Here is a 22,414-nt window from a genome sequence, read left to right on the forward strand (position 1 = left end):
GAGGTCGCGGGAAGCCTGTTCGCCGGCTACCTCGGCGACGTGCAGCCGCCCCCCACGTGGTGGCCCACAGGCGACCTCGGCACGATCGATGCGCAGGGCTTCCTGCACGTGGAAGGCCGCAGCAAGAACGTCCTCATCACCTCCTTCGGCCGCAACGTGTCGCCCGAATGGGTGGAGGGCGCGTTGCACGACGCCGGCATCGGCCTGGCCGCCGTGTTCGGCGACGCGCAACCCGCGCTGAGCGCCGTGCTGTGGCCCGCCCGCGCCGACGTCCCCGACGCGGCACTGCAAGCCGCGGTGGACGCCGCGAACGAGACCCTGCCCGACTACGCGCGCGTGCGCGACTGGGTCCGCGCGCTGCACCCCTTCGACAGTGCGTCCGGCATGGCGACCGCCAACGGGCGGCCCCGGCGCGACGCCATCCTCGCGGCGCACTCGAAACACCTGGCGTCGGCCGCGGCCGCGCCTTCCCTTTCAGAACGAAACGACGGAGAGTCCATGAGCTTCCACGCCCGACTGCTGCAGGAGACCGAGAGCGACCGCGCCTCGCTCCTGTCCGCGCCCATCATCCAGGGGTGCCTGCGCGGCGAGGTATCGCTGCCCAGCTACCTCGCCTTCCTGCGCGAGGCCTACCATCACGTGCGCCACACCGTGCCATTGATGGAAGCTTTCCGGCAACGCATTCCCGCCGGCCGCGAATGGCTCGCCCCCGCGCTCGACGAGTACATCGAGGAGGAACGCGGCCACGACGCGTGGATCCTCGACGACATCCGCGCCTGCGGCGGCGACGCCGAGGCCGTGCGCGACGGGCGTCCCGGCGTGGCCACCGAAGTCATGGTGGCTTATGCCTACGACGCCGTCCTGCGGCGCAACCCGCTCGAGTTCTTCGGCATGGTCCACGTGCTGGAAGGCACGAGCGTCTCGCTCGCCCTGCTCGCCGCCGACCGCATCCAGGCGCCGCTCGGCCTGCCCGATGCCGCGTTCAGCTACCTGCGCTCGCACGGCACGCTCGACCAGGAGCACGTGCAGCACTTCCAGCTGCTCATGGACCGCGTCGACGACCCGCGCGACCAGGCGGACATCATTTATGCGGCCCGCGTGTTCTTCCGCCTCTACGGCGACGTGTTCCGCGCCTTGCCGCTGCCGCAGCGGCAGGCCGCGGCCGCCGAGGTGGCGGCATGAAGGCCGCGCAGACGCGCGTGCTGCTCACGGGCGCGGGCGGCGGCATCGGCACCGCCGCCGCGAATGCGCTCGCTGCCGCGGGCAGCGCCTTGCTGCTGGCCGGTCGCTCGGCCGGTCAGCTCGCGGCGCAGGCGCGCGCCCTGCGCCAGCGCCATCCGGCCGCGCAAATCGAATGGCACGCCGGTGACCTGCGCAAGGAGATCGACATCCACGCGCTGTCGGCGCGCGCCGAAGCGCAGGAGTGCAACGTGGTGATCCATTGCGCCGGCACGCCGCAGTTCGGCCCGCTCGGCGACTGCGGCATCGACACGATGACGAACGTGCTGCAAACCAACCTGCTCGCGCCGATGGCCCTGACGCGCGCGCTGCTGCCGCACATGCGCGGCCTGCCGCGCGCGCAGGTGATCTTTCTCGGCTCCGCGCTCGGGGCCATCGGCCTGCCGGGCTTCAGCGTCTACTGCGCGGGCAAGTTCGGCCTGCGCGGCTTCGCCCAGGCGCTGCGCCGCGAGCTGGCCGATACCGGCGTTCGCGTGCAGTACCTCGCGCCGCGCAGCACGCGCACCGCGTTCAACGATGCGGCCGTCGAGGCCTACAACCGCGCGACCGGAACCGCGATGGATTCGCCCGAGCACGTCGCGCGGGCGCTGGTGCGGATGATGGAAAACGAGAGTGCCGAGACCTTCCTCGGCTTCCCCGAGAAGATCGCGGCCCGGCTCAACGGCCTGGCGCCCGTGGCGCTCGATGGCGCCTTCGCCAAACACCGCCGCAGCCTGGGCGGCCACGCGGCGCACCACCCGATCCATGACGACAAGGAGATGAAGAATGCCCATTGACCGAAGCCTGTTCCTGCGCGCGGCCGGCGCGATGCTGCTGGCCGCCGTCGTGCTCGTGCCCTGCGTCGCGCGCGCGGCGCCCGTGGACGACGCCGTGGCCGAACTGCAGCGCGACTGGGAAGTGATCCGCTACCAGACGCCCGCGGCGGAGCGCGAGAAGCGCTTCGAAGCGCTGGCCGCCCGCGCGCACAAGGTGAGCGAGACCTACCCCGCGCGCAGCGAGCCGCTGGTGTGGGAAGGCATCGTGGTCAGCTCGCTCGCCGGCGAGAAAGGCGGCCTGGGCGCGCTCGGGCTCGTGAAGCAGGCGAAGACGCTGTACGAACGCGCGATCCAGATCGACGGCAACGCGCTCGACGGCTCCGCGTACAACAGCCTCGGCGTCCTCTACTACAAGGTGCCGGGCTGGCCCGTCGCGTTCGGCGACAAGGAGAAGGCGGGCGAGCTGCTGCGCAAGGCGCTCGCCGTGAACCCCAAGGGCATCGACGCGAACTACTTTTACGGCGAATACCTCGTCGAGACGAAGCACCCGGAGCAGGCGGTCCCCTACCTCGAACGCGCGATGCAGGCCACCGACCGGCCGGGCCGGCAGGTGGCCGACACCGGGCGGCGCGAGGAAGCGCGCATGCTGCTCGACCGCATCAAGTCGAAGTAGGCGGCGCGAAGCGCAGCACGGCGCGAATGACGCCGGGCGCCGGCTCGCCCGCACTCCGGCCCGAAGCTTCGCCCGCGTCGTAGGCGAGCTCGAGCCCGTGCAGTGCGGCGATGCGCTGCACGATCGACACGCCCAGTCCGCTGCCGGGCTCCTCCTGCCCCGGCGGGCGGTGGAAGCGCTGCCCGAGGCTGCGCGACTGCTCGGGCGAGAGCGGCCCGCCTTCGTTCTCGACCTCGATGCGGTCTTCCATCATCCGCACGGTGACCGTGCTTCCGGCCGGCGCATAGCGCGCCGCGTTGTCCACGAGGTTGCGCAGCAGCACGGTCATCAGGTGGTCGTCGCCCACCAGCGGCAGCGCCGCGCGGCCCTCGGGCGGCCACTGGCATGCGAGCTCGATGCGGCGGCGGTCGGCCAGCGGCAGGCAGTCGGCCATCGTCTGCTCGACGACGGCCGTCCAGTCGACGTCCCCCGTATCGGGGCCCAGCATCGTGCTTTCCGCGCGCGACAGCGCGAGCATCTGCGTGACGAGCCGGTCGAGGCGCGAGAGGCCCGCGTCCATGGCCGACTGCGCCTTCGCGCGCTCGTCGTCGCTGCGGGAGCGCTTCACCACGTCCCACTGCGCGCGCAGCACGGCCAGCGGCGTGCGCAGTTCGTGCGCGGCATCGGCGGTGAACCGTCGCTCGCGCACGAGCAGGCTGTCGATGCGCGCGAAGAGGCTGTTCATTGCGGCCACGAGCGGGCGCAGTTCGGCGGGCGCTTCGGCGTCGGGCACGGGCGCGAGGTCGTCGCCGCCGCGCCGCTGTAGGTCGTCGGTCAGCCGATGGATCGGCGCCAGCGCCTGCCGCACGGCCCAGCCCATCGCGAGCAGCAGCACGGGCAGCAGCAGCAGCCACGGAATCGCCTGGCTGCCCACGAGCGAGACGACCAGTTCGTCGCGCTCGTAGGCGGCCTGGCCCGAGGCGACGAGTTCCCCGGTGGGCGCCTGCAGGTAGTAGAGGCGCCAGGCGCGGCCCTCGACCGTCTGGTCCACGAAGCCCACCGCGTTGCGGCGATAGGGCAGGCTCACGCCTTCGCGGTCCGAGACGAGCAGGCGCCCTTCGCGGTCCCACACGGCGATCGCGAGGTCGCGGACGTCGCTTTCGCCGCTGTCGGCCGCCCCCGGCGAAGGCGGCGGCGGCAGCTGCGGCGCGACGGGCGCCTCATGCAGCGGCGTGCGCATCGTCGCCAGCACCTGGCGGGCGAGGCGGATGAGCTCGGTGTCGTACAGCTCGTTGACCTGGTAGCGAGAACGCTGCACGGACACGGCGAGCGCCGCCGCCCACACGAGGGGCGCGCAGACGAGCAGGTAGATCATCAGCCGGCGGCGCAGGCTCATGGCGAGGCCTCGGGCGGCCCGAGCGCGTAGCCCACGCCGCGCACGGTGCGCACGATGCCCGGCGAGATCTTGCGGCGCAGGTGATGGATGTGGACCTCGAGCGAGTTGCCCTCTGGCTCGGTGTCGCTCCAGTCGTAGAGCTTGTCGCGCAGAATGCCGCGCGACAGCACGCGCTGCGGCTCGCGTAGCAGCGCCTCGAGCAAGGCGAGCTCGCGCTGCGTCAGTTCCACCGGCTGGCCTTTCCAGCGCACCCGCCGGGCGGCCGGCTCGAATTCGAGGGCACCGTGCTGCCACACCGGCTGCGCGCGCCCGGTGGACCGCCGCATCAGCGCGCGCAGACGCGCGGCGAGCTCGTCGATGGTGAGCGGCTTCAGGAGATAGTCGTCGGCGCCGGCATCGAGCCCGGCGATGCGCTGGTCGACGCCGTCGCGGGCCGTGAGGATCAGCACCGGCACCTTCTCGCCCCGGTCGCGCCAGCGGCGCAGCCACGTCATGCCGTCGCCGCCGGGCAGGCCGAGGTCGAGCACGACCGCGTCGTAAGGCGTCGCGATCAGCGCGCCATCGGCGTCGGAGCCCTGCGTGAACAGGTCGGCGACCTGTCCGAGTTGACGAAGGCCCGTGGCGAGGGCCGGGCCGAGGAGGGGATCGTCTTCGACGATGAGGATGCGCATGGGGGCGGGGCAACGCGTCGGCCGGTGGCCGCGATTCTCGATCTTAGCCGCGCTCCGATCTGGCGCAGAACCGCGCCCTGCGGCCGGTGATTTCGGGCAGCCTCGCGAAAACCCCTCTCGCGTCCCTGCGCGGCACATGCGAAGCTCGCGGACGTGTCCGCCGATTTCCACTCCGACTGGATGCACCGCTCCCGCATCGAGGGCCTCGTCGCCCTGGTCGTCGCGCCGCGCACGCCGGTGGGGGAAGCCGTGATGCGCATGTGGCGGGCCAATGGCGGCGTGGCGATCGCGATGGAGGCACAGATGAACATGCCAGCGGCGATCGACGAGGCGGTAATGCGGTCGGGACGCCTCGATGTGCTCGTGACGGCCCAGGAGGTAGAGGGCGACGCGAATCCCGGCGAGATCGTCGACGCACGTCGCGCCCTCGCATCCGCCTGCATCCCGCACCTGCGCCGCAGCCCCTCCCCGGCCATCGTGGACCTCGTTCCGCTGGCCGGCAGCCCGGCGCAAGGCGCGCTCATCGAGCTCATGCGCAGCATGGCGCTCGAAGTGTCGGGCGACGGCATTCGCGTGAACGCGGTGAGCCCCGGCCTATTGACGAGTGCGTCCAAAGCGCCGCCTCGACTCGCCAACATGATTCCGATGCGGCGGCCCGGCACGCCGGAGGAAGTCGCCAGCCTCGTCGTCTTCCTCGCCTCTCCCGCCGCGTCCTTTCTCACCGCGCAGGTGTTGAACTGCGACGGCGGCCTGTCGCAAAGCCTCTATGCCGCGCCGATGACGCGACCGGCAGGAGGCCCGGCATGATGCGCGCCCCGCTCGACTGGATGCGCAACTCGCCGTTGCAAGGCCTCGCGGCGCTCGTCGTCGGCGGCGGCAGCGGAATCGGCGAGGCGGTGTGCCGCACCCTGGCCGCGAACGGTGCGTCGGTCGCCATCGGCGACATCGCGTTCGCGAATGCGCAGCAGGTGGCTTCGTCCATCAACGACGACAACGGCGGCAAGGGCAGCAGCGAACACGCCATCGCCCTGCCCCTCGACATTTCGAACCCGGACGACATCGCCGCCGGCGTTGCGAAGACCGTTGCCTCCTTCGGCCGGCTCGACATCGTGGTCGACTGCGCGGCCATCGTGTTCGCCGCGAAGCTCGAGGACTGCACGCCGCAGGACTGGCGCCGCAGCTTCGACGTCAACGTCCTCGGTGCGCTGCTGCTCGCGCGCGCCTGCCTGCCGCACCTGCGCAACAGTCCGGCCGCATCCATCGTCAACGTGTCCACGCTCGGCTGGATCTGGGGCCGGCCGAACAGCGGCCCCTATGCGCCGAGCAAGGGCGCGCTCACCACGCTCACGCGGCAGATGGCGCTGGAATGGGCCGAGTACGGCGTGCGCGTGAACGCCGTCAACCCCGGCACCATCCTCACGCCGCTCGCGCGTGCCACGCTGCCCGAGGCAGTGCGCGAACGACGCGCCCGCGACATTCCGCTCGGCCGACTCGGCACGCCTCGGGAGATGGCGGACCTCATCGTGTTCCTCGCGTCGCCCGCCGCGTCGTACATCACGGCGCAGGCGTTCAACTGCGACGGCGGGCATTCGCAGGCGCTTTTTCGGGACGTGGACGACCCGCCTACTGGTTGAGGATCAGGTTCGCGATCAGGCCCGTGGCGATGGCGGCCAGCACGTAGTCGGGGCCAACCTGAACCCAGTGGTAGCCGCGCGGCGGGGCGGACAGGCGATGGCTGCGCCAGTTGTTCACCACGTACTGGTTGTGCCGCAGTTCGGACGGCAGGCGGCCGCCCCGGCGGAACTCGTTGGTGCGCGCGTTGTAGTAGCGGCGCGCTTCGCGGCGGTCCTGGCGCGCCTCGCGCAGGTCGCGCTGCGCCTCGCGCAGGTCCTGCCGCGCCTCGCGGGTTTCGCGCGGGGTGTCGGCACGGCGCAGGTCGCGCTGGGCCTCCCGGACGTCCTGGCGCGCTTCGCGCGCGGGCTGCGCCACGGCGATGGACGAGATGCCGAGCGACGCGATGGCGAGGCCGCAGACGAGGGTTCGTGCTTTGTTCATGATGGACTCCTTTGCTTCGATGACTCGATGCTGAGCGCCCCATGTGAGGCGCAGGCGAAGCTCCCGTATAGAGTTGCAAAGCCGCTGTTACGTTTGGGTCGGCGACCGCCGGCTGTCGGTTCGGCGGGGCGCCGCGACGGCGGGGAATCCGACGCGCGGGCGGCGCCTACAACGTCGAGTCACGGCAAGGTGTAACGTACGGTCCATGATCCGTCTCGAATTGCAGGTCGACCTGGCCTACGACATCACCGACCCTGCCGGCGCCGATTTCGTCTTCAACATCCACGCGGCCCGCACGCCGCAGCAGACCGTCGAGCAGGAGCGGCTGGTGATCAACCAGCGGGTCGCCACCGACGTCGCGACCGACGAGGCCACGGCCACCCGCTTCATGCGCCTGCGCGCCGGCCCCGGCCCCTTGCAATTAACTTACACCGCCACCGTGCGCATCGACCACCACCGCGCCGACCCGGCGACGCTGCGCGAGGTTCCGGTGCGCTCCCTGCCGCTCGACGTCCTGCCTTATGTGTACCCGAGCCGGTACTGCCAGTCCGACCGGCTGCTGCGCACCGCGTTCCGCAACTTCGGCCACCTGCCGCAGGGGCACAGCCGCGTGATGGCGATCCAGAACTGGGTACAGCAGCACGTGACCTTCGCGTCGAACACGAGCAACTCCAACACGTCGGCCATCGACACGCTGGTCGAGCAGGTGGGCGTGTGCCGCGATTTCACGCACCTCATGATCGCGCTGTGCCGTGCGCTGAACATTCCCGCGCGCATCGCGACCGGCACCGACTTCGGCGCGGACCCCGCGCTCGGCCCGCCGGACTTCCACGCCTACGTGGAGGTGTACCTGGGCGACCGCTGGTACATCTTCGACGCGTCGGGCACCGGCATTCCGATGGGCTTCCTGCGCTTCGGCACGGGCCGCGACGCGGCCGACGTTGCGTTCGCGACGATCTTCGGCGGGGTGAACGCGATGGCGCCGATGATCAGGACGGTCGCGCTTGCGGGACCGGGCCTGTGGATGCCGGAGCATTGCGCGGAGGCGCTGTCGACGGTGGCGGGGCCGGGGGTGGGTGGGGCGCGACTTCTTTGACTGCTCTCGTCGTGGGGACCGCGTGCCTCAGCGTTTGCCCCGGCTCAGCGCGGACTTCACCTTCGCCAACAGTTCTTCAGCCGCTGCGTGTTCGTCGTCATCGAGAAAGCTCGTGGCCTTCATGCGAATCGCAATCGTGGACAGCGAGAGGATGTTCGCGCGCGCACCCGCCAGGATCCAGCGAAAGTCGCGGTCCTCGCCGCGCGTGAGCTTCGACACGGCTGCATCGTGCGGCTCGAGAAACAGCGCAACGACATCGCCACGCTGCAACTTGATCAGCCGCGTCTCCCATCGGTCGGGGAGCGTGGGCAGCTTGGGGTTCACGGGATCGAGATAGATGCCGTTCGCGATGTGGAAGACGCTGCCCTCACCGAGCGCATCCTGCAGATCCAGCGCCCGCCCGGGGTCCGTCAACGTGTAGCAGTCTGCATCGATCGACAGGACCATGTCGGCGGGAATCGCCGACACCTCCGACACCCCGAGGACCGAGAGGCTGCCGACGACAACGTACTGCGTATGGCCGCAGTGTCTTCGCGCTTCGGCAAGAAGCGCAAAGAGCGCGTCTGCATTCATCCGGGGATCACGCCGAACGGCGAGTTCTGCCTCATTGCATTGCCCCAGCCGTCGGCGTCCGAGCACATGGTCCGCGCCAATGTGGCAACAGGAAGCGCGAGCCACTGCGTCCAACGGTCGATGTAGTCCTGACTGCACAGCTGGTTCTCCGACCAGCGGCGCACCTCGTTCCTCGCGGTCGCCAGAAGGTGCTTCCGTCGCGTTGCGTCGCTCAGGAGGTCGAGCGCGATCCGATGATGCTTCAGCAGCCGACGTTCCTCGACGCGACGCTGCTGTTCCCGCGCGAGTCTTCTTTCATCCAGGAGCGGAGCACGTTCGAGCCAATCCGGTGGGACCAGTGCGGCAACGACCTTGCCGTGCCTTTCGATCGCCACTGGCGCGACGGCGGCCCGTTGAAGGCATTCACCTAGCGTCTGCTTTGCAAAGGAGGCCGTGACTTTGTCCATTTTCAAATTTTAGACAAATTCCGGGGGTCGTTCAAACCAGCGGACCGAGCCCTCGGCAAAGCGGGTTGCCGTAGGGATCCCGCTAGACGGTTGAACGCAGCAGCCATCCGCTCCCTCATGTGAATGGCCTTGGTTCTCGACGGCACCCTCGTTCGGTCACGGACCATCAGGAACCTGGAAGGCGGTCTGGAGTTGCTCGCAATGCCTGCCGAGATGGACAGTATCTATTCATTATCTATTCATTTATGATCGACCGGTGCAGCTCAATCCGGAACACCAGCTGATTCTCGGCGTGCTGGCCACGAAGGGGGCCGTTACGTCGGCGGAACTTCAATCCTCCATTGGGAAGAGCCAGCCTACCGTTTCGCGGCTGATCAAGGACCTGGGTCCGAAGGTCTTGCCATTGGGGCGGGGCCGCGCCACCCGCTACGGGTTGGGAAAATCCATTCATGGTCGCCCCGCCCAACATACGATCTGGTGGACCGACGCGCAGGGAGGCCGCCGCGAGCTCGGGACGCTTAGCCATCTGGCCAACGACACGATTTTCGTGCAGTCGCGCATGCTCGGCGACTTCAGCGGCTCCGCGCTGCCCTGGTATCTCTCGCCGCTGCGGCCCGAAGGTTTCCTGGGTCGCATGACAGCTGCAGCAGCCGGCATGGCGTCGTTCGGAGCCGACGCAGATCCGGCGCGGTGGCTCCTCGAGACGGTGCTGTATGCCGCACTGCAAATCCATGACGCGCCCGGCGCGATGACTTTAGGCGTGCAAGACGATGCCATCCCGCCGCTGGCGCTCTCGCTCGAGATGCTTCACCAGTCGCTGGACACCGTGGCCGACAACATCGCGACGACACTCCCGGCGGGCTCGTCGGCCGGAGGCGAACAGCCCAAATTCCTCGCGATCCTTCCCACCGGGGCGCACGTCATCGTCAAGTTTTCGCCGCCGCTGGAGAGTCCCGGCGGGACGCGCTGGTCGGACCTTCTCCTGGCCGAACACCTGGCATGCGAGACGCTGAAGCAACACGGGTTCAGCGCGGCCACTTCGCATTTCGAGCGAACGAGGCGGCGCGCCTATCTGATTTCGCAACGTTTCGACCGGGTCGGGCCAACCGGTCGCCGCCATGTCGTCTCGATCGGCAAGGCGCATGAAGCGTTCGTGCAGGGCACTTACCGCAACTGGCCCGAGAGCTGCGCTGCCCTGGTCAGCCGCGGTTGCCTGTCGTTGCAGGAAGCGGGTGCCGCGCGGACGGTTTTCGACTTCGGCCGCCTGATCGGGAACACCGACATGCACAGCGGCAACCTGGGATTGTTCGTCGGCCTGGACGGCATCCTCCGCGGACGCTTCGAGTTGACGCCCGTCTACGACATGTTGCCGATGCGGTGGCGGCCGGATCCCGCACTGGGTGGAGTGCAGCCCTATGCGCCCTTTGCCCCCGACGATGGTGCGCTGGCCTCCCGCGCCGCGCCCGTCGCCGAGGCCTTCTGGACGACGCTCTCGCAGAGCAAATCAGTGACTCGCGAGTTGCGCGATGTCGCGTCAGAGATGGCGGCGCGTCTCCGCCCCGGGTCGACCCTGCGTTGACCGGGCCGCGGGCTCACCCCAATCGCCTCGCCACCACCCCCATATCCCCCCAGTTCTCCTCATGGCAGGTGAACGCGATTACCTGGTGCCTGTGCGCCGCGTCGTACAGCACCCGCCTCATTTGCGCCAGCCGCTCGCGGTCATCGCCCTTGCCACACGGGCGTTCGCTTCTGCAGAAAGGCGCGCGGCCCTTCCTTGATGTCTTCCGTAGCGCGGTTGCGCTGGACGCATTCGAGCGTCAACGCGCGCAACTCGTCTTCGGGGAGATCTTCCGCGGAGCGAGCGATGAGCAGACTTTCGCGCACCGCGATCGGCGAGCCACGAGTAATCGATTCCGCGAGCGCAAGCGCTTCATCGAGCAGCGTCCCGCCCTCCGCCAGCCTGTTCACCATCCCAAGTGCATGGGCCCGTTCGGCGCCAATGGGCTGGCCGGTCATGATCATCTCGAGTGCGAGGTTGCGCGGGAGTGCGCGCGGCGCGCCGATATTGATATATCCGTCCTGCGTTCGGTAAGCCGAAGTCGGCATGCTGGTGGGGTGATCGTTGCCATAGCGGCCAGGCACCGTTTGGTCGTGCAGGTAGCGCGCGGCCTGGAAATCCAGAAGCCCGAACCCGGCGTGCAGGAGCGAAATCTGGACCCACTGACCTTTGCCGCTCGCTTGGCGCTCGAGCAGCGCGGTCATGGCGCCCACGGCGGCATACACGCCCGAGATCACGTCGATCACTGCAGCGCCGGCGCGCAACGGCGGGCCCCCCGGGCTCTCCTGTCGTGCTCATGAGGCCGCACATCCCCTGCAGGACCTGATCGAAGCCTGGCCGGGAGCGGTAAGGCCCGTCCTGGCCGAAGCCGGAGATGCTCACCAGAACGATGCGGGGGTTGACTGCCGCGAGAGACTCGTAGTCGAACCCAAGTCGATCCTTGACGTCGGGCCGGAAATTTTCCAGCACGACGTCGGCTCTTGGCTGAGGTCGAGGACCGTGTAGCCCGCAAGTGCGCCGGGCGGGTGCTGGGGTGTTGATTCGCTCATGGGGTTCTGGTGTCGGCGGTGTGGCGTCGGCTCGGTATGGCTGCGGGGCCGGCTACTCAGTTGCCGTGGAAGACCGGGACCCGCTTCTCGTGCCAGGCCGTGACGCCCTCCTGCAGGTCCTTCGAGTGCATCGCCCGCACCTCGCTGCGTCGCACTTCCGCGAGGTCCACGTTGTCCGCCGCGATGGCGTTGAGCGTTGCCTTCATGCCCCGGGACGCCAGTGGCGCCATGGCAGCGGCCTTCCACGCGATATCCATCGCCTGCGGAAGCAGATCGTCCGGCTCGACGATCCTCTGCAGGTACCCGATGGCGTGCATTTCCGGAGCCGGCAGTTTGTCCGCCAGCAGGAACAGACGCTTGGCCGTGTCGAGCCCAAGCCGCGACACGAAGCGGCGCAGTCCGCCGAGGTGGTAGTGCAGCCCAAGTCGGGCAGCCGGCATGAACATTTCGCAGGACCGCACCGCGATGCGGAAGTCACACGCCAGGGCAAGGTCCGTTGCCCCGCCGTAGACCCCGCCGTTCAACGCGCAGACCGTGACCTGCGGCAACTGCTCGAGGGCGTCGACCATGCTGCCGAAGGCGTTCTCGCCGTTGTCCGCCTCAGGGACGCGATCGGTGCGGAGGATGGCCCCGAGGTCGTAGCCCGCGCTGAAGTGACGCCCCTGTGCGGTGAGCACGACGGCTCGGACCGACTCGTCCTGCCGAATCGCGCGCCAGAAATCGTGAAGGAGTTCCACATCCTCTTGCTGCAGCTTGTTCGCTTGCGCAGGTCGGCGTAGCGTCACCACCGCGATGTTTCCATGGCGCTCGAGGAGCGGCGGAAAAGATTGAGACACGGCACCTCCAGGTTCCCCGGATTATGGCACTTTGATATCTCAATTTCAATTATTGATATATTACCCGGCTTTCCGGTGCAGAACCCTGGCGCGTTGCCGTTCACGTTCTCGACTCCCGGGGGAGTCGGAGTGCATCTGCTCACCTGCGTTTGACCGCCTTGGCCCGGCGCGACTTGGGTCCGCCCTCGGCCAGAACCTTTCGCGCGACGGCGCGTTGCGGCTCGATGCGTGACCTTCCCGGATACTCGGGCTCGCCGGCCAGCATCGTCGTGGGCACGCGCGAAAGCAGGTCCGCGAAGTCACGTCCGCCGATGGCGATGTGGTCCAACATGGCGGCATAGGCTCCGTCCGGATCGCCCATGAGGATCGCGCGGACGACCCGCTCGTGGTCTTCGCGCGAACGACGGATGCGAAGCTGGTTCTGGAAGACCGACTGCCTGTAGACCTGGGTGCGCATGCGCAGATGGGCGATCTCCCGCGCGAGGGGCTCGTTGCGGCAAGCTCGGTAGAGGATTTCGTGGAACTCCGCGTTCGCCGCCGCATAGCCCGCTGCGTCGGCCTGCTTCTCGAACGCCAGGCTGTTCTCGTGGACACGCTTCAGCGCCTGCGCCTCCTCCGCCGAGTGCCGCCTCGCTGCGAATTTGGCGCAGACGGCCTCGAGTTCGGCGAGAAGTTCGAGCAGCCCGAGAAGTTCGGGAATGGACAGGCGCGCAACGTAGATGCCCGCTCGGGGGGCGATCGTCACCAGCCCGCGCACGGAGAGGTGGAGCAGTGCCTCGCGCACCGGTGTGCGGGAGATCCCGAACCGGGCTGCAATGGCCTCCTCATCCAGAGGATCCCCCGGGACCAACAACCCTTCGCTGATCTCCCGCTGGAGTTCCACGCGGACACTTTCGGCTGCGCTGAGCTTGCGATCCGGGTCGCCGAGGTCCGGCGTTGTCACTGGGCTAGGTTCCATGAGGCCCGATTGTCGCCCACTTTGATATATCCATTCCTTCGAAAACTGCACTGCGCCGCACCGGGTGCCATGCTTCAACCGCACCTCAAGTGATTCGAGCATGCCCCGCTACGACTTCGACATCTCCCGATCCGCCTCCGCCTCCGGCCACAAGTTGGGAAAGTAGTGCCGCAGCGCATGCCTCGGAATCGCGAACCGCAGCTTGCCGTAAGGCGAGTCGCTCGCCACATAGCCGCTTTTCAGAAGCGCAGACACGAGATCGGTCGCGAGCCGGTCCCCCAGCCCCGACATCGTCTTGAACTCGCCCCGCGTCAACTCGACCTGCGCAGCGAACAGATAGTGCAGCGGCCGCAGCGCCTCGGTCCGAATGCCGTTGCGCCCCGTCGCTGCATCGTGGATCAACGACGCTTCGATCCGCCCCTGCATCCCGCGTACCTCCAGTTGCCCCGTCATGAACTCGATCTGGTCCCGGCACACGTCCAGCGCATACGCGATCCACTCGACGAAGCCCTTCTGCGTGAGGTTCCCCCGCCCATCCAGGTCACCCTGCCGGTGTTCGTCCGCCGCTTGCAGCAAGGCCTTGTACTTCGACTCGCTGCGTGCAAAGCCACGCAGCGGTGACCACAATCCATTCGTCAGGCCCATCGCATGCAGCACCAAGTGCGTGTGCAATCGCGCGACCCGGCCATTGCCATCGAGAAACGGATGCACCCACGCAAGCCGATGATGCGACGCAACCGCAGCCACCAGCGACATCTCGCCGCGCCGCACCCCGCCATACACCTCGGACCATCGATTGAGGAAAGCTGGCAAGGACTTCGACAACGGTGGCTCGTGCCGCCCCACCGCCACTTGCCGCGCCCTGAATTCGCCCGCCACGAGGGACGTCCCATCGGCCACGCGCAAGTCGGCATCGGCCAGGCCGGAGAAAAGCTCGCGATGCAGCCACTTCACGCACTCGATGGAATACAGGGCACGAAAGGCGTCCGTGCCTTTGGCCGCCTGCGCGTCGAGGTCGTCTTCGCACTGCTGCTCGGTCTTGATGTGCGCCACGGCCAGCCTTTGCCGGCGCGCGATGTCGGCGTTGGCCGAAAAATCCTGTTGCAGCGCCCTTTCGATCTCGATGGGCCGCGTGTGCTCGCCTTCGAGCTTGTTGGTGTAGTACGAATTCATCGCGCGCAGCAGCGACTTCAGCTCCTGCTGCGCCGTGGTGGCCGAACCCAGCGCCGTGGCCGCGCGCATCACGTCGCTCGCCTGCTCCAGGAGCGGGCGCAGCCGCAGCTCGTCGGGCAGCAGCGGCTCGAACTGATGCGGCGCGTCGTAATGCGCGATGATCTGCGGGCTCATCTGCGAGATTGTACGCGGGCCTATTTCCCTCTGGAAATTGCCGATTTTCGCGACAATTTCTGCGAGATTGACTGCGACCCCGTCGGCTCACGCCAGGCGCCGGGCCACCACCCCCATATCCCCCCAGTTCTCCTCATGGCAGGTGAACACGATCACCTGGTGCCTCTGCGCCGCGTCGTACAGCACCCGCTTCATCTGCGCCAGCCGCTCGCGGTCCGTGTTCACCAGCGCATCGTCCAGCATCAGCAGCGTCGGCTTGCCCTTTTCCCGCAGCAGATCCGCGTAGGCCAGGCGCGCGATGATGCCCAGTTGCTCGCGCTCGCCCCCGCTCAGCTCGCCGAACTTCGCCGTCTCGAAACCATGCGGGCCCTGTCGCGTGATGCGTGACGGCCGCAGCATCTCGTCCAGCTCGATCTGCACGCCCGGATACTGGATCTGCAGGTAGTGATTCAACCGGACCTGCAGCGGCGCGCGAATCCGCCGTGCCAGCGCCGCGCGTTTTTCCTGCAGGAGCCCGAGCAGGTGCGCGAGCGCATGCGCCTTGCGCGAATGCAGTTCCGAATCGCGCTGCAGCCGCGCCACCGCGTCCTGCTTCTCCGCCGCGTCGTCGCCCAGGCCCAGCGCGCCCATCGCCTTCAGCTCGCCTTCGAGGCCATGCACCTCGATGCGCAGGTTGCGATATTCCTCTTCCTGTGCGGCAGCGCTGCGCCCGAAGCGCTCCACGTCCTGCTTCAACTGCTCGAGGTTCGCCGCGCGCAGGCGCGCCTCGATCTCGTCCAGCGCCTGCTTCTCCACGCTCTCCTGCGCGCGCGCCGTCACCCAGCCGTTCTGCGCGGCGAGCTTGCGCGCCTCGCGCCCCGGCGCTTCGAGCTTGCCGCGCGCCTGGTCGCATTCGCGTTGCGCGCTTTCGCGCTGCGCGATCGCCTGCGCCGCCTCTTGGCGCGCCTTGTCCGCACGGGCCTGGGCAGCGTCGAGCGATGCCTTCGTCGCCGCCTCGGCGGCCTCGGCCTCCACCACGCCGAGGGGCGCATCGGCCGCAAGTTCGGCCATGCCCTCGAGCGCCTGCAGATGACCCGCACGTTCACTCTCGACACGCATGCGCTCCGCACGCAGGGCATCGACGCCGTCGGGCGCCAGCGCCTTCAGGTTGCTCCTCAACTGCTTCAGTTCGACCTCGATGGCCACCAACCGATGCTCGGACTCGATGGCTTCCTCGACCGTGTTCGCGCCGTAGTCGCCGAGCGTGCCGGCCAAGGCGGCCTCCTTGCGCTGCGCATCCGCGCGCAGCACGGAAAGATCTTCGCCGCCGGGCACGATGCGCAAGGTACCGACGCCGGCGATCGACAGCGTGACCGGCTCGACGACGGTGCGCGACCCGTCGCCGGACACCGGCGCACCTTCGATGGCGACACCGTCGCCGAGCAACTGGTATTCGATCCGCGTGGCCACCGCATCGAGCCGCGCCCGGGCCTGCATGAGATCGTCGCGCTGCTTCGCGAGGCGTTTGCCGGCGCCCGCGAACCGCACGAGCTGGCCCCGCTCGCGCTCGCGCGTCTCGATGTCCGCGTGGACGACGTCCACCGACGCCTGCACGCGCTGGATCTTCTCCAGGCGATCGAGCAAGGAAGCCGCGGCCGATACATGCTGGCTACGCGATGCCGCCTTGCGCGCGTGGACCGACCGCGCACGCGCCGCCGTGTCCGCCTCCTGGGCGGCAAGGAGCGACTCGGACGCATGCCGAACCGCGGCCAGCGTCTCCGCGTCCCGCGCAAGCGCACGGTCCAGCGCCGCCTGGCGAACTTCGACGGCCTGCTCTTCGTCCGCCAGCACGCCCAGCTCGCGCAGGCATCGCTCGACATCCGCCTTCGCCATCTGCAAACGCATTGCCGCCTGCTCGCGCTGGCCCACGAGCCCCGAGGCTTCGTCGAGCTTCGCCTGCGCGCTCGCGAGCTGGTGCTTGAGCGCCTCCCACGGCCGCCGCCGTTCGACGTCCGCGAGCGCCTGCCGGCGCGCGCCGAAACGGTCCACCATCGCTTCGTACTGCTGCACCTTCGCGAGAACGGCATCGCGCTCGCCGACGGCGGCTTCCAGTTGCGCCAACACGCGGCCGTACTCGCCCGTCGGCTTGCCGGTCTTGGTCTGCAGCGCGGCCAGCTCCGCCTCCACGCGCTCGATCACGCGGTCGCCTGCCGTCGCCGCGAGTTCGCCCACCGCATCGCCCAGCGCGCGGCTCAGGTGTTCGTGGGCATGCTCCACGCGATCGTCGATGTCGCCCGACTGGCCCTGCTTCACCCACAGCAGGCCGGGAATGCCCTGCACGTCCGGCTGGCTGGCGCCGCGTCCCGCGAAGCCGAACGAGAACATCTGCGCCAGGCGGTTCTCCGCCTCCTCGCCGGACTCCGATGCGCCGTCCGATTCGAGCGTGCAGGACTTCTTCGGCCCGAAGGTCTTGGTGACGCGCCACGACTTGCCCTCGTGCGAGAACTCCACCTGCACCGAAGGGCTCGCGCCCGGCTGGCTGTGCGGCGCGAGCGACTCCGCGGGCTTGGCCGACTTGTACCGCTCCAGGAACGCGGCGCGCACCGCCTCGGCCAGCGTGGACTTGCCGCCGCCATTGGGCGCGACGACGAGGTTGATGCCTTCGTCCAGCGCGGCCAGCGTGTACGGCTCGCGGAACTTCCGCAGCGATTCGACGCGGATGGTGCTGATCTTCACGGCGCCGTCTCCGACGGCACGGCGCCGAGTTCGCGCTGGATGCGTGCGAGATGCAGCAGTGCATCGCGTGCTGTCTCGGCTTCGTCGCCGGTCGACGCCAGCTGCACCTTGAGCGTGTCCAGCACCTCGCCGAGAAAGCCATCGGCCTGCAGCGAACGCAGGTCGGCCTCGGTCGGCGCGAGGCGCAGGTCGTTGACGCGCACGGCCAGCGCCGCCGCCTTGTTCTCCGCCGCGGCCAGGGCCGACTGCAACCGTTCCTGCCACGCAAGATCGCACGAGCCTGTGAGGTGAACCTCGGCGACGGTCGACGAATCGACACCCGCGAGCGCATCGACCGCGCGCTGCGCATCCCTCGCGTCCCCCACGTCCAGCGAAAGCGTCACCCAGCGATAGCGGCCCACCGAAACCGGCGTCACGTTCGGCGTCGCGCCGGGACTCGCGATCTCCACCAGCAGGGCAAATCCCGGATCGTTCGCACGAAAGCGCTCCGGCTCCGGCGTGCCGCTGTACCAGGTGCGCTCGTTCACCTGCAGCTTGCCGTGCCAGTCGCCGAGGGCCAGGTAGTCCAGGCGCGCGCGCTGCGCACGGTCCGCCGCGATCGGGTTCTGCGCATCCGCCGCTTCGGGCAGCCAGCCTTCGACGCTGCCGTGCGCGACACCGATGCGGAATGCATCGGCATCGGTCTGCGCGTCGTCGAACCACGCCGTCAGGTCCAGGTGCGTGTGCCGCTGCGTCAGCGGCGCGGGCAGCACGGCGATCTTCGCGCCCGCGGCACCGGCGACATGCAGCGTTTCGGGCGTCAATCCAAGGTGGACGTTCGCCGGCACGGCATTCAGGCGGCGCGCCAGGGTCCACACCGATTCGGCCAGGGCCGCGTCGTGGTTGCCGGGCAGCAGCACCCACGGACCCGCGAAACCTCGCATGGCCTCGAACAGCCGCACCACGGCTTTCTCGCGCGGGGCCTGCGAGTCGAACACGTCGCCGGCGACGACGACCGCATCGACCTCATGCCGAACCGCAAGCTCGGCGATGCGCGCCACCGCGTCGACGCGCGCGGCGCTCAATTGCGCGCCGTCGCCGCTGTCGAACTGCGAATAGACGCGGCCGATCTGCCAGTCGGCCGTATGCAGCAACTTCATGCGTTCCCCCTTGCAAGGGGATTATGGCGGCGCGTTCCCGATCGGAAGGCGCCGGGGCGCGCGGGTCACTCGGGCTGGATGCCCGCGGCCTTCAGGGCCCGGCCCCACCGCGGCTCTTCGCTGCGGATGTAGGCGCTCAGCTGCTCGGGCGCATGCACCACCGGATCGGCGCCCATGTTGCGCAGGAAAGCCAGCATGTCGTCGCTGCGCAGGATCTCGTTGATGGCGGTGTTCAGCCGCGCGATGACCGGCTGGGGGGTGCCCACCGGCGCGGCGAAGCCCGTCCAGCCGAAGAACTCCAGCGGTTCCGGCAGGAGCTCGCTCAGGGTAGGCACGTCCGGCAGCACCGACGACCGCTTCGCCGATGTCACCGCATAAGGTTTCACCGAGCCCGCCTTGATGTGCGGCAGCGTGAGCGCCACGTCGTTGATCATCAGCGGCACCTGGCCGCCGAGCAGATCGGTGACCGCTTGCGCGCCCGCCTTGTAGGCCACGGCGGTGACGTCGATGCGGGCGATCTGCTTCAGGCTGGCGGCGGCCACCGCGCCCGTCGCGTTGGAATAGGCGATGTTCAGCGTGCCGGGCTTGGCCTTCGCGAGATCCATCACCTCCTTGAACGTGTTCGGCGCGAACGCCTTCGATCCCACGAGTACCGACGGTACCGAGAAGAACGACGAGATCGGCGCCATGTCCGTGAGCTGGTAGGGCAGCTGCTTGATCAGGTGGACGGCGGCCACCGTGCTCGTTGACGAGATCATCGTCAGCGTGTAGCCGTCCGCCGGCGAGCGCAGCCCGGCCTGCATGCCGATCACGCCGCTGCCCCCGGCGCGGTTGTCGACCACCACGGCCTGGCCGAGCTTCTCGGCGAGCTTCTGCGCCATCAGGCGAACCGCGGCGTCCGAGGTGTTGCCGGGCGGCGCGGGAAGGACGATGCGGATCGACCTGCTGGGGTAGGCCTGCGCCCGCGCGAGCTGCCACGGAAGCAAGCCGCCCGCGAATGCGGCCGCGACGAACTGCCTGCGATGCATGGTCATGATGTCTGTCTCCTGGGTCGCTTGTTCGACGCATGCTCCTCCAAGGGCCGGCCTCCAGCAATGGCATCGACCGCATATCAGCTATGCCCGAAAGGTTTGCCGCGCGACAATGCCGCATGGACCTGAAGAAACTCGAATACCTCCTGCACGTGGCGGAGTACGGCAGCTTCACCAAGGCCGCGGCCGTGATCGGCATCGCGCAGCCGGCGCTCGGGCGGCAGGTGCAGAAGCTCGAGGCGGAATGCGGCGTGCGCCTGCTGTACCGTCACGGCCGCGGCGTCGCGCTGACGCCCGAGGGCGAGACGCTGCTCGAGCGCGTACGGCCCCTCGTCCACCAGCTGCAGCACGCGGCGCTCGACCTGCACGAGGAGTCGGCGGCCGCGAGCGGACCGATCACGCTGGGGCTGACGCCCACGGCCGGATCGCTTTTCGGCCTGGCCCTGCTCAAGACGCTGCGGCTGCGCTTTCCGAAGCTGCGCGTCAACATCGTCGAGGCCTACAGCGGCTACGTCCACGAGTGGCTGACGAATGGGCGCGTCGACCTCGCGATCCTGCACGACGCGCGGCGGTCGCAGCACATCCTGGTGGAGCCGCTCGGCGCGGCGCGCCTCTCCCTCGTGTCGCCGCCGGGCACGAAGCCGCTGGTGCAGGCGCCGTCGGCCGCCGTGGCGCTGAAGAAACTGGCCGGCGTGCCGCTGGTGCTGCCCACGCGCAACCACGGGCTGCGCCGCGCGCTCGACTACGCGGCCAGCCGCGCGGGCGTCCACCTCGACGTGCAGTACGAGATCGACACCATCTCGCTCGCGCTCGACGTGGTGCGCGACGGCCTCGCGCACACCGTCCTGCCGTACACCGCGGTCGAGGCGCTCGAGCGGCGCGGCGAGCTCATCTCGCGCCGGCTCGGCGCGCCCGAGGTCGAGATCCGCCTGATGATGGGCCGAGCGGCGAACCGGCCGCCCAGCCGCGCGATCCAGTTCGTGGAGGCAGAGATCCGCAACCAGGTCAAGCTGGCCGCCAAGCGCTTCCCGCTGTACCTGACGGTGGCGGCCGAGGAGGCGCCCAAGCCGGCGCGAGCGGCGAAACGCCCCAAGGCCGGCCAAACCTTCCGGGCATAGCTGATATAAATTCCATGCCCTTGCTGCGGTGGCCCGATCCGTCGGACCATGCGGCGTGCCGACCGCCTCCCACTCGTTCCTCGAAGTCTTCGCAGCCCATGGCATCGACCGCGCATTCCTGGTGCCCGGCGAGAGCTACCTCGGCCTCCTCGACGCGCTGAACGAGGTGCCGGCCATCGAGGCGGTGACCTGCCGGCACGAGGCGGGGGCCGGCTTCATGGCCTGCGCCGACGCGCGTCTCACGGGACGCCCCGCGCTGGTGATGGTCAGCCGCGGACCGGGCGCATCCAACGCCGCGATCGCGCTTCACACCGCCCAGCAGGATGCGGTGCCGCTCGTGCTGGTGATCGGCCAGGTTCCCAAGGACCACGTGGGCCGCGAAGCGTTCCAGGAAATCGACTACCCGCGGATGTTCGGCGGCATCGCCAAATGGGTCGGCAGTGCGCACGCGCCGGAGCAGCTTCCCGAGCTTGCCTTCAAGGCGCTGCGGATGTCGACGTCCGGCACGCCGGGGCCGGTGGTGCTCGTGGTGCCCGAGGACGTGCAGGACCAGGCCTTGCCCGCGCAGGACTGGCGCGCGCACCCGCCCGCCCCGACGCAGCCCGCGCCGCAGGTGGTGCGCGAACTCGCGGACATGCTGCGCGCGGCGCAGCGGCCCCTGATCGTGGCCGGCAGCAGCTTCGAGAACGAACCGGGCCGCGCCGCCCTGCTGCGCCTCGCCGAATCCTGGCAGGTCCCCGTCGTCGTATCGTTCCGCCGGCACGACATCTTTCCCAACGCGCATCCGCTGTACGCGGGCGACCTGGGCCTCGCGAACGACCGAGAGCAGATGGAGGCTTTTCATTCGAGCGACCTGATCCTGGCGCTCGGCACGCGCATGGGCGACATCACGAGCCAGGGCTACACGTTTCCCGCGATGCCGCAGCCCGCGCAGGCCGTGGTCCATTGCCATGCGGATGCGCATCAGGTCGGGTTGAACTTCGCGCCGCGCATCGGCATCGTGTGCGACCCGACGGCGCTCGCGCAGGCGCTGGCCGACGAAGCGCTGCCGCACACGTCGAACGCATCGAACGCATCGAACGCATCGAACGCATCGAACGCATCGAACACATCGAACACATCGAACACATCGAACGCATGGCGCGAGCGCCTGCGCGCGATCGAACGTCGCATTTCCGCCTGGCCCGCCCCGTCGGACGGCGTGGACGTGGTGCGCGCCCTCGCCCGCCAACGCGAGGGATCCACCCTCGTCTGCCTCGACGCCGGCACCTTCGCCGCGCCGGTGTACCGGCACTTCAACTTCCGTCCCGGCGAACGCATGCTGGCGCCCATTGCCGGCGCGATGGGCTACGGCACGCCAGCCGCGGTGGCGGCCGCCATGCGCCGCCCGGACGCCAAGGTCGTGTGCCTCGTCGGCGACGGCGGCTTCATGATGACGGGCAACGAGATGATCGCGGCCGTCGAGCGGCGCCTGCCCATTCTCTTCATCGTCGTCGACAACTGCGCCTACGGCTCGATCTGGCTGCACCAGGACCGCCACTATCCCGGCCGCCACGTCGGCACGACGCTCGCGAGCCCGGACTTCGCGCGGATCGCCGCCGCATTCGGCATGCCCTCGGAAACGGTCGAACGCGCGGACGACGTGGACGCCGCCGTCGCGCGCGGCCTGCGGTCCGCCACGCCCTACTTCCTGCACGTGAAGACGCGCCTGCCCGCCTCCCGTGCGACGCAGGATCCGCAGGCGTCGCGCGAAGCGTAACCTCCACCCCGGACCGACCCC

21 protein-coding genes and 1 pseudogene are annotated in these 22,414 nt (G+C 69.1%); 9 read left to right on the forward strand and 13 right to left on the reverse strand.

The features are described 5' to 3' along the window. The first annotated feature begins 498 nt into the window (after window positions 1-498). The 3 genes from AB7E83_RS04910 to AB7E83_RS04920 are packed head-to-tail and all read left to right on the forward strand — an operon-like array spanning window position 499 to window position 2,667. A complete protein-coding gene (locus AB7E83_RS04910) occupies window positions 499-1,182 on the forward strand; it encodes a TenA family transcriptional regulator (protein ID WP_428566164.1) in 684 nt (227 codons plus the stop codon). Further along, on the forward strand, window positions 1,179-2,015 hold the full coding sequence (locus tag AB7E83_RS04915) for an SDR family oxidoreductase (RefSeq protein ID WP_428565905.1): 837 nt from the start codon (window positions 1,179-1,181) through the stop codon (window positions 2,013-2,015). The genes AB7E83_RS04910 and AB7E83_RS04915 overlap by 4 nt, the downstream gene beginning before the upstream one ends. Continuing rightward, entirely contained in the window at window positions 2,005-2,667 is a 663-nt protein-coding gene (locus tag AB7E83_RS04920) for a hypothetical protein (RefSeq protein ID WP_428565907.1), read from the forward strand. The genes AB7E83_RS04915 and AB7E83_RS04920 overlap by 11 nt, the downstream gene beginning before the upstream one ends. Here AB7E83_RS04920 and AB7E83_RS04925 read toward each other — a convergent pair. Further along, a complete protein-coding gene (locus tag AB7E83_RS04925; RefSeq protein WP_428565910.1) occupies window positions 2,654-4,042 on the reverse strand; it encodes an ATP-binding protein in 1,389 nt (462 codons plus the stop codon). The two genes, AB7E83_RS04920 and AB7E83_RS04925, sit on opposite strands and share 14 nt — an antisense overlap. Continuing rightward, a complete protein-coding gene (locus AB7E83_RS04930; protein WP_428565912.1) occupies window positions 4,039-4,713 on the reverse strand; it encodes a response regulator in 675 nt (224 codons plus the stop codon). Before AB7E83_RS04930 ends, AB7E83_RS04925 begins: the two co-directional genes overlap by 4 nt. A 153-nt stretch (window positions 4,714-4,866) precedes the next feature. Between AB7E83_RS04930 and AB7E83_RS04935 the strand changes: the two genes are divergently transcribed. Then, the gene (locus tag AB7E83_RS04935; protein WP_428565915.1) at window positions 4,867-5,520 is read left to right on the forward strand and encodes an SDR family NAD(P)-dependent oxidoreductase; all 654 of its coding nucleotides are present in this window, start codon (window positions 4,867-4,869) and stop codon (window positions 5,518-5,520) included. Continuing rightward, a complete protein-coding gene (locus AB7E83_RS04940) occupies window positions 5,517-6,347 on the forward strand; it encodes an SDR family NAD(P)-dependent oxidoreductase (protein ID WP_428565918.1) in 831 nt (276 codons plus the stop codon). Before AB7E83_RS04935 ends, AB7E83_RS04940 begins: the two co-directional genes overlap by 4 nt. Here the strand turns inward: AB7E83_RS04940 and AB7E83_RS04945 are convergent. Continuing rightward, on the reverse strand, window positions 6,337-6,768 hold the full coding sequence (locus AB7E83_RS04945; RefSeq protein ID WP_428565921.1) for an RcnB family protein: 432 nt from the start codon (window positions 6,766-6,768) through the stop codon (window positions 6,337-6,339). The two genes, AB7E83_RS04940 and AB7E83_RS04945, sit on opposite strands and share 11 nt — an antisense overlap. Window positions 6,769-6,973: 205 nt before the next feature. On the opposite strand from AB7E83_RS04945, the gene AB7E83_RS04950 reads away from it, so the two are divergent. Then, window positions 6,974-7,864: a transglutaminase-like domain-containing protein gene (locus AB7E83_RS04950; protein WP_428565924.1), complete on the forward strand. Its 891-nt coding sequence runs from the start codon at window positions 6,974-6,976 to the stop codon at window positions 7,862-7,864. 27 nt (window positions 7,865-7,891) lie between these two features. On the opposite strand, the gene AB7E83_RS04955 is transcribed toward AB7E83_RS04950, so the two are convergent. Beyond that, window positions 7,892-8,503, reverse strand: a complete 612-nt coding sequence (locus AB7E83_RS04955; protein ID WP_428565927.1) for a DUF6036 family nucleotidyltransferase — start codon at window positions 8,501-8,503, stop codon at window positions 7,892-7,894. Beyond that, window positions 8,434-8,883, reverse strand: coding sequence for a type II toxin-antitoxin system Phd/YefM family antitoxin (locus AB7E83_RS04960; protein ID WP_428565930.1), 450 nt, complete (start codon window positions 8,881-8,883; stop codon window positions 8,434-8,436). The genes AB7E83_RS04955 and AB7E83_RS04960 overlap by 70 nt, the downstream gene beginning before the upstream one ends. 256 nt (window positions 8,884-9,139) lie before the next feature. On the opposite strand from AB7E83_RS04960, the gene AB7E83_RS04965 reads away from it, so the two are divergent. Next, entirely contained in the window at window positions 9,140-10,462 is a 1,323-nt protein-coding gene (locus tag AB7E83_RS04965; protein ID WP_428565932.1) for a HipA domain-containing protein, read from the forward strand. A 140-nt stretch (window positions 10,463-10,602) separates the two neighbouring features. On the opposite strand, the gene AB7E83_RS04970 is transcribed toward AB7E83_RS04965, so the two are convergent. The 8 genes and pseudogenes from AB7E83_RS04970 to AB7E83_RS05005 all read right to left on the reverse strand — a co-directional run bounded on the left by AB7E83_RS04970 (window position 10,603) and on the right by AB7E83_RS05005 (window position 19,519). Further along, window positions 10,603-10,905 (reverse strand): enoyl-CoA hydratase-related protein, encoded by a 303-nt coding sequence (locus tag AB7E83_RS04970; RefSeq protein WP_428566165.1) that lies wholly within the window; start codon window positions 10,903-10,905, stop codon window positions 10,603-10,605. Between the two features lie 33 nt (window positions 10,906-10,938). Further along, a pseudogene (locus tag AB7E83_RS04975) lies at window positions 10,939-11,419 on the reverse strand (CaiB/BaiF CoA transferase family protein); the annotation flags it as partial. Window positions 11,420-11,546: 127 nt separating this feature from the next. Next, entirely contained in the window at window positions 11,547-12,326 is a 780-nt protein-coding gene (locus AB7E83_RS04980) for an enoyl-CoA hydratase/isomerase family protein (protein ID WP_428565935.1), read from the reverse strand. A 139-nt stretch (window positions 12,327-12,465) separates the two neighbouring features. Continuing rightward, the gene (locus AB7E83_RS04985) at window positions 12,466-13,269 is read right to left on the reverse strand and encodes a GntR family transcriptional regulator (RefSeq protein WP_428565937.1); all 804 of its coding nucleotides are present in this window, start codon (window positions 13,267-13,269) and stop codon (window positions 12,466-12,468) included. A gap of 123 nt (window positions 13,270-13,392) precedes the next feature. After that, window positions 13,393-14,631: a Fic family protein gene (locus AB7E83_RS04990; RefSeq protein ID WP_428565940.1), complete on the reverse strand. Its 1,239-nt coding sequence runs from the start codon at window positions 14,629-14,631 to the stop codon at window positions 13,393-13,395. 87 nt (window positions 14,632-14,718) lie between these two features. Next, entirely contained in the window at window positions 14,719-17,346 is a 2,628-nt protein-coding gene (locus tag AB7E83_RS04995; RefSeq protein WP_428565943.1) for an AAA family ATPase, read from the reverse strand. Next, a complete protein-coding gene (locus AB7E83_RS05000) occupies window positions 17,343-18,485 on the reverse strand; it encodes a metallophosphoesterase family protein (protein WP_428565946.1) in 1,143 nt (380 codons plus the stop codon). Before AB7E83_RS05000 ends, AB7E83_RS04995 begins: the two co-directional genes overlap by 4 nt. A gap of 65 nt (window positions 18,486-18,550) precedes the next feature. Next, window positions 18,551-19,519 carry a Bug family tripartite tricarboxylate transporter substrate binding protein gene (locus AB7E83_RS05005; protein WP_428565947.1) on the reverse strand — a complete coding sequence of 323 codons (969 nt, stop codon included), beginning with the start codon at window positions 19,517-19,519 and terminating at the stop codon, window positions 18,551-18,553. A 116-nt stretch (window positions 19,520-19,635) separates the two neighbouring features. Between AB7E83_RS05005 and AB7E83_RS05010 the strand changes: the two genes are divergently transcribed. After that, a complete protein-coding gene (locus tag AB7E83_RS05010) occupies window positions 19,636-20,634 on the forward strand; it encodes a LysR family transcriptional regulator (protein WP_428565950.1) in 999 nt (332 codons plus the stop codon). Between the two features lie 55 nt (window positions 20,635-20,689). Continuing rightward, the gene (locus tag AB7E83_RS05015) at window positions 20,690-22,393 is read left to right on the forward strand and encodes a thiamine pyrophosphate-dependent enzyme (RefSeq protein ID WP_428565953.1); all 1,704 of its coding nucleotides are present in this window, start codon (window positions 20,690-20,692) and stop codon (window positions 22,391-22,393) included. Window positions 22,394-22,414 lie beyond the last annotated feature (21 nt).

The organism is Ramlibacter sp., from assembly GCF_050250995.1.
Taxonomy (GTDB): Bacteria; Pseudomonadota; Gammaproteobacteria; order Burkholderiales; family Burkholderiaceae_C; genus Ramlibacter.

Coding starts and splice junctions, on each gene's coding strand:
- AB7E83_RS04910 (WP_428566164.1), top strand. CDS start 499: ATGAGCTTCCACGCCCGACTGCTGCAGGAGACCGAGAGCGACCGCGCC.
- AB7E83_RS04915 (WP_428565905.1), top strand. CDS start 1,179: ATGAAGGCCGCGCAGACGCGCGTGCTGCTCACGGGCGCGGGCGGCGGC.
- AB7E83_RS04920 (WP_428565907.1), top strand. CDS start 2,005: ATGCCCATTGACCGAAGCCTGTTCCTGCGCGCGGCCGGCGCGATGCTG.
- AB7E83_RS04925 (WP_428565910.1), bottom strand. CDS start 4,042: ATGAGCCTGCGCCGCCGGCTGATGATCTACCTGCTCGTCTGCGCGCCC.
- AB7E83_RS04930 (WP_428565912.1), bottom strand. CDS start 4,713: ATGCGCATCCTCATCGTCGAAGACGATCCCCTCCTCGGCCCGGCCCTC.
- AB7E83_RS04940 (WP_428565918.1), top strand. CDS start 5,517: ATGATGCGCGCCCCGCTCGACTGGATGCGCAACTCGCCGTTGCAAGGC.
- AB7E83_RS04945 (WP_428565921.1), bottom strand. CDS start 6,768: ATGAACAAAGCACGAACCCTCGTCTGCGGCCTCGCCATCGCGTCGCTC.
- AB7E83_RS04950 (WP_428565924.1), top strand. CDS start 6,974: ATGATCCGTCTCGAATTGCAGGTCGACCTGGCCTACGACATCACCGAC.
- AB7E83_RS04960 (WP_428565930.1), bottom strand. CDS start 8,883: ATGGACAAAGTCACGGCCTCCTTTGCAAAGCAGACGCTAGGTGAATGC.
- AB7E83_RS04970 (WP_428566165.1), bottom strand. CDS start 10,905: ATGATCATGACCGGCCAGCCCATTGGCGCCGAACGGGCCCATGCACTT.
- AB7E83_RS04990 (WP_428565940.1), bottom strand. CDS start 14,631: ATGAGCCCGCAGATCATCGCGCATTACGACGCGCCGCATCAGTTCGAG.
- AB7E83_RS05000 (WP_428565946.1), bottom strand. CDS start 18,485: ATGAAGTTGCTGCATACGGCCGACTGGCAGATCGGCCGCGTCTATTCG.
- AB7E83_RS05005 (WP_428565947.1), bottom strand. CDS start 19,519: ATGACCATGCATCGCAGGCAGTTCGTCGCGGCCGCATTCGCGGGCGGC.
- AB7E83_RS05010 (WP_428565950.1), top strand. CDS start 19,636: ATGGACCTGAAGAAACTCGAATACCTCCTGCACGTGGCGGAGTACGGC.